Annotated in this window: 7 protein-coding genes; 6 read left to right on the plus strand and 1 reads right to left on the minus strand. The window is 60.5% G+C overall.

The genetic code is table 11. The features are described from left to right. Positions 1-46 precede the first annotated feature (46 nt). Complete coding sequence (locus PMI34_RS12995) at positions 47-724, minus strand: alpha/beta family hydrolase (protein WP_008050388.1); 678 nt, start codon at positions 722-724, stop codon at positions 47-49. A 94-nt stretch (positions 725-818) separates the two neighbouring features. Between PMI34_RS12995 and ccoN (PMI34_RS12990) the strand changes: the two genes are divergently transcribed. The 6 genes from ccoN (PMI34_RS12990) to PMI34_RS12965 all read left to right on the plus strand — a co-directional run. Beyond that, positions 819-2,243, plus strand: coding sequence for a cytochrome-c oxidase, cbb3-type subunit I (gene ccoN, locus PMI34_RS12990; protein ID WP_008050389.1), 1,425 nt, complete (start codon positions 819-821; stop codon positions 2,241-2,243). 10 nt (positions 2,244-2,253) lie between these two features. Beyond that, a complete protein-coding gene (gene ccoO / locus PMI34_RS12985) occupies positions 2,254-2,862 on the plus strand; it encodes a cytochrome-c oxidase, cbb3-type subunit II (RefSeq protein WP_008050390.1) in 609 nt (202 codons plus the stop codon). Positions 2,863-2,865: 3 nt separating this feature from the next. After that, positions 2,866-3,060, plus strand: coding sequence for a cbb3-type cytochrome oxidase subunit 3 (locus tag PMI34_RS12980; protein ID WP_008050391.1), 195 nt, complete (start codon positions 2,866-2,868; stop codon positions 3,058-3,060). After that, entirely contained in the window at positions 3,057-4,013 is a 957-nt protein-coding gene (ccoP, locus tag PMI34_RS12975; RefSeq protein ID WP_008050392.1) for a cytochrome-c oxidase, cbb3-type subunit III, read from the plus strand. The genes PMI34_RS12980 and ccoP overlap by 4 nt, the downstream gene beginning before the upstream one ends. Before the next feature lie 491 nt (positions 4,014-4,504). Continuing rightward, positions 4,505-5,947 (plus strand): cytochrome-c oxidase, cbb3-type subunit I, encoded by a 1,443-nt coding sequence (gene ccoN / locus PMI34_RS12970; RefSeq protein WP_008050393.1) that lies wholly within the window; start codon positions 4,505-4,507, stop codon positions 5,945-5,947. Next, positions 5,947-6,149, plus strand: a 203-nt coding sequence (locus PMI34_RS12965) for a cbb3-type cytochrome c oxidase subunit II (protein ID WP_008050394.1), incomplete at its 3' end; no start/stop codon positions are given. The genes ccoN (PMI34_RS12970) and PMI34_RS12965, both read left to right, overlap by 1 nt.

A 6,149-nucleotide genomic window follows, 5' to 3' on the forward strand; every position in this document is an offset into this window, starting at 1 on the left:
TATCCGTTTCTACACCGCGAAGAGGCAGGCCCAGACACCACTCATCTCACAGAAGAAATGCGAGCACTTTCTGCGCCGCAGCCACCAAATGCTGCTCATGGGTAAACCCCGAAGCCTTCAACGGCTTCAAGTCATGATCCCCCGCCACCAGCCAGAACACCTCGATACCCGGCGATAGCGCATACCCCTCAACCGCCTCGCGATTGCCCAATGCATCGCGTTCGCCCTGCACAATCAAGGTCCGTGTCTTCAGCCCGGCCAAATGTTCGACCCGCGGCTTCTCCGGTTTGCCCACTGCATAAAACGGATAGCCCAGGCAAACCAGCGCATCCGCCCCCAACTCATCGGCCAGCAAACTGGCCATCCGCCCGCCCATGGACTTGCCGCCTATGGCCAATGGACCGGCGACATGGCGTCGCACCTGGGCATACACCTCACGCCAGCACTCCAGCAGTTTCGGCGCCGGGTTTGGCGGACGTTTGCCACCGTCGGTGCGCCGTTGCGCCATGTAGGGAAACTCGAAACGCAAGACGTTGACACCAAGCCCGGCAAGGCGTGCAGCCATGTCGCTCATCCAGTCGCTGTCCATCGGCGCGCCGGCGCCATGGGCGAGGATCAGCGTCGCCGAAGCCGGGGCTGGCGCGGCGTTCCAGAGCCATCCGCGATCCCGCACACATTGCGCCCATTGATCCCCGTCAATACCGGCCTTGTGCCCTTTGTCCATGCTTGCCTCGCTTTTAGTCTGCCTATAACTCCGGCCGAAGGGTGCACCGCCTTGCGCTGCGCGCTCACTTCGGCTGAACCGTGGATGGGGAACCATGAACACTTCTATCAGTACCGCCTACAACTACAAGGTGGTCCGCCAATTCGCCATTATGACGGTGGTGTGGGGCATCGTCGGCATGGGGCTCGGGGTTTTTCTCGCTGCCCAGTTGGTCTGGCCCGAACTCAACTTCAATTTGCCGTGGACCAGCTTCGGCCGCTTGCGCCCGTTGCACACCAACGCGGTGATTTTCGCCTTTGGCGGCTGCGCCTTGTTCGCCAGTTCGTTTTACTCAGTACAACGGACTTGCCAGACACGCTTATTTGCTCCCGCAATTGCGGCGTTCTGTTTCTGGGGCTGGCAGCTGGTGATTCTGCTGGCAGCCATCAGCCTGCCGCTGGGCTACACCAGTTCCAAGGAATACGCCGAGCTGGAATGGCCGATCGACATCCTGATCACCATTGTCTGGGTCGCCTACGCCATCGTGTTCTTCGGCACGATCATGCAGCGCAAGACCAAACACATCTATGTCGGCAACTGGTTCTTTGGTGCGTTCATCGTCACCGTGGCGATCCTGCACATCGTCAACAACATGGAATTGCCGGTCAGTTTCACCAAGTCCTACTCGCTGTACGCCGGTGCCACCGACGCGATGGTGCAATGGTGGTACGGCCACAACGCCGTGGGCTTTTTCCTCACCGCCGGGTTCCTCGGCATGATGTATTACTTCGTGCCGAAACAGGCCGAGCGCCCGGTTTACTCCTATCGCCTGTCGATCGTGCACTTCTGGGCGCTGATCACCCTGTACATCTGGGCCGGCCCGCACCACCTGCACTACACCGCACTGCCGGACTGGGCGCAGTCGCTGGGCATGGTGATGTCGCTGATCCTGCTCGCGCCGAGCTGGGGCGGCATGATCAACGGCATGATGACCCTGTCGGGCGCCTGGCATAAGTTGCGCAGCGACCCGGTCCTGCGCTTCCTCGTGGTGTCGCTGGCGTTCTACGGCATGTCGACCTTCGAAGGGCCGATGATGGCGATCAAGACGGTCAACGCCCTCTCCCACTACACCGACTGGACCATCGGCCACGTACACGCAGGCGCCTTGGGCTGGGTGGCGATGATTTCCATCGGCGCGCTGTACCACATGATCCCGAAAGTCTTCGGACGCGAGCAGATGCACAGCATCGGCCTGATCAACGCGCATTTCTGGCTCGCCACCATCGGCACCGTGCTCTACATCGCCTCGATGTGGGTCAACGGCATCGCCCAGGGCCTGATGTGGCGTGCAGTGAACGAGGACGGCACGCTGACTTACTCCTTCGTCGAAACCCTGGTGGCCAGCCACCCTGGCTTCGTCGTGCGGTTGGTGGGCGGCGCGATATTCCTCAGTGGCATGTTCCTGATGGCCTACAACACCTGGCGCACCGTGCGGGCCTCGCAGCCTGCCGAAGTCGCCGCTGCCGCGCAGATGGCCTGAGGAGTCCGCCATGAAACACGAAACTATCGAGAAAAACGTCGGCCTGTTGCTGCTGCTGATGATCCTGGCCGTGAGCATCGGCGGCCTGACCCAGATCGTCCCGCTGTTCTTCCAGGACGTAACCAACAAACCGGTGGAAGGCATGAAGCCCTACACCGCGCTGCAACTGGAAGGTCGCGACATCTACATCCGCGAAGGCTGCGTCGGCTGCCACTCGCAGATGATCCGTCCGTTCCGTGCCGAGACCGAACGCTATGGGCACTACTCGGTGGCCGGCGAAAGCGTCTGGGATCACCCATTCCTGTGGGGCTCGAAACGCACCGGGCCGGACCTGGCCCGGGTCGGCGCGCGCTACTCGGATGACTGGCACCGCGCGCACTTGTACAACCCGCGCAACGTCGTGCCGGAGTCGAAGATGCCGGCCTACCCGTGGCTGGTGGCCAACCCGGTCGACAGCAGTCATACCGAAACCAAGATCAAGGCCATGCGCACCCTGGGCGTGCCGTACACCGACGAAGACATCTCCGGAGCCGTCGCTTCGCTCAAGGGCAAGAGCGAAATGGATGCGCTGGTCGCCTACCTGCAAGTGCTCGGCACTGCCATCAAGAGCAAGAGGTGAGCAATGTTTGAATTGAGCACTGGAATGATCCGCGGCCTGGGCACAGTCGTCGTATTCGTGGCCTTCGTCGGCCTGACCCTGTGGGTATTCAACGGCAAGCGCGGCCCGGAATTCGCCGAAGCGCGCCTGCTGCCGTTCGCCGACGAACCACAACCCGACATCACCGAAGATTCAGCAACAAGGAGTACCCGGCCATGACCACCTTCTGGAGTACGTGGATCTGCGTACTGACCATCGGCAGCCTGATCGGCCTGACCTGGCTGCTGATCGGCACCCGCAAGGGCGAGACCAAGGGCAGCGTCGACCAGACCATGGGCCACAGCTTCGATGGCATCGAGGAGTACGACAACCCGCTGCCGCAATGGTGGTTCATGCTGTTCGCCGGCACGCTGGTGTTCGCCGTCGGCTACCTGATCCTTTATCCCGGCCTGGGCAACTGGAAAGGCGTCCTTCCCGGCTATGAGAACGGCTGGACCGGCGCCCACGAGTGGGAAAAGGAAATGGCCAGGGCTGACGCCAAGTTCGGACCGATCTTCGCCAAATTCGCGGCAATGCCACTGGAAGAAGTGGCCAAAGACCCGCAAGCGCTGAAAATGGGCGGCCGCCTGTTTGCCTCCAACTGCTCGGTGTGCCACGGCTCGGATGCCAAGGGTGCATTCGGTTTCCCCAACCTGACCGACAGCGACTGGCGCTGGGGCGGCAGCCCGGAAACCATCAAGACCACCATCATGGGTGGCCGGATGGCGATGATGCCGGCCTGGGGTGAAGTCCTGGGGGAAGAAGGCGTGAAAAACGTCGCCGCTTATGTGCGTCATGATCTGGCCGGCCTGCCGTTGCCGGAAGGCAGCAAGGCGGACCTGCAAGCCGGAAAACAAGCCTTCAGCACCACCTGCGTCGCCTGCCATGGGGCAAACGGCCAGGGCACTGAAGCCATGGGCGCGCCGAACCTGACGCACCCGGCCGGCTTCATTTACGGCACCAGCCTGACGCAGCTTGAACAGACGATTCGGCATGGCCGCCAGGGCCATATGCCGGCGCAGAACGAACTGCTCGGCAACGATAAGGTGCAACTGCTCGCGGCTTACGTGTTCAGCCTTTCGAAAGGTGATGAGCAGTTGAGCGACAAGCTTCAAGCTACAAGCAGCAAGTAAAGGCAAAAGCAGAAACCGCAAGCACGGGCTCTAACTAGGAGCTTGTAGCTTGCGGCTTGTAGCTGCTTCTTTTTGTCGCACCCTCTCTGACTCTTCCTTTCGGTTCCCCGGATTCAGGTCTAAGCTTCCCCCGATGCGGACTGGCCGGTGCCGGTTCCAGGTCGACCCTGAACGATGTGTTCGACGAATCTGCCCGATGACAGGCCGCAAAGGCTGGTAGATACCGGCTGTCGCGCCAATTGCCTTCGGTCAGCCAAACGTTGCGTTTGAACACACCTCGTTACATCCGACCTGACCCCCTCGCCTGATCAGTCCACCGGGACGTTTTGCCCGCGGGCAATTTTGTCCCTACGCGGCGCATGGAAAGGCCGCAGAATCAGCATTTGAAAGCATTGACCCAGGTCATGGCGCGTTGCAATGACCCCCTGCTTTCTCCATACTTGCGGCCGATTTTTAATCCTAATAAAACACCCAAACCGTGGAACCTTAGAATGAGCACAGCAATCAGTCCGACTGCTTATAACTATAAGGTAGTCCGCCAGTTCGCCATCATGACGGTGGTCTGGGGGATCCTTGGCATGGGGCTCGGTGTCTTCATCGCCTCGCAACTGGTCTGGCCGGAGTTGAACTTCGGCCTGGCATGGACGAGCTTTGGACGCCTGCGCCCGCTGCACACCAACCTGGTGATTTTCGCCTTCGGTGGATGTGCACTGTTTGCCACTTCTTATTACGTCGTGCAGCGAACCTGCCAAACGCGACTGATTTCCGACAGCCTCGCCGCCTTCACCTTCTGGGGATGGCAAGCGGTGATCGTCGGCGCGATCATTACCTTGCCGATGGGTTTCACCACCACCAAGGAGTACGCGGAACTGGAATGGCCCCTGGCTATTCTGCTGGCCATTGTCTGGGTCACCTACGGTCTGGTGTTCTTCGGCACCATCGTCAAGCGCAAGACCAAGCACATCTATGTGGGTAACTGGTTCTACGGCGCGTTCATCGTCGTGACCGCGATGCTGCACATCGTCAACCACATGTCGCTGCCGGTCAGCCTCTTCAAGTCCTACTCGGCCTACTCGGGTGCGACGGACGCGATGATCCAGTGGTGGTACGGCCACAACGCCGTGGGCTTCTTCCTGACCACCGGCTTCCTGGGCATGATGTACTACTTCGTGCCGAAACAGGCCGAGCGTCCGATCTACTCCTATCGCCTGTCGATCGTGCACTTCTGGGCGCTGATCACCCTGTACATCTGGGCAGGTCCACACCACCTGCACTACACCGCTTTGCCGGACTGGGCACAATCGCTGGGCATGGCGATGTCGATCATCCTGCTGGCGCCAAGCTGGGGCGGCATGATCAACGGCATGATGACCCTGTCGGGCGCCTGGCATAAGCTGCGCACCGACCCGATCCTGCGCTTTTTGGTGGTTTCCCTGGCGTTCTACGGCATGTCGACCTTCGAAGGTCCGATGATGGCGATCAAGACCGTGAACTCCCTGTCGCACTACACCGACTGGACCATCGGCCACGTACACGCCGGTGCCTTGGGCTGGGTTGCGATGATCTCGATCGGCGCCATCTACCACATGATCCCGAAACTGTTCGGTCGTGCTCAAATGCACAGCACCGGCCTGATCAACACCCACTTCTGGCTCGCGACCATCGGTACCGTGCTCTACATCGCTTCGATGTGGGTCAACGGCATCACCCAGGGTCTGATGTGGCGTGCAATCAACGATGACGGCACCCTCACCTACTCGTTCGTCGAAGCGCTGCAGGCCAGCCACCCGGGCTTCATCGTCCGCGCCCTGGGCGGTGCATTCTTCGCCACCGGCATGCTGTTCATGGCCTACAACGTATTCCGTACCGTACGCGCCTCGAACCCGGCTGAAGCCAAAGCCGCCGAACAGATTGCCGTAGTTGGAGCTCACTGATGAAGCATGAAGCAGTCGAGAAGAATATTGGCCTGCTGGCCTTCTTCATGGTTATCGCCGTCAGTGTCGGCGGCCTGACCCAGATCGTTCCGCTGTTTTTCCAGGATGTCACCAACAAGCCGGTCGAGGGCATGAAGCCCCGCACCGCCCTTGAACTGGAAGGCCGGGACGTTTATATCGCCAACGGTTGTGTCGGCTGCCT

The organism is Pseudomonas sp. GM74 (genome assembly GCF_000282455.1).
Taxonomy (GTDB): Bacteria; Pseudomonadota; Gammaproteobacteria; order Pseudomonadales; family Pseudomonadaceae; genus Aquipseudomonas.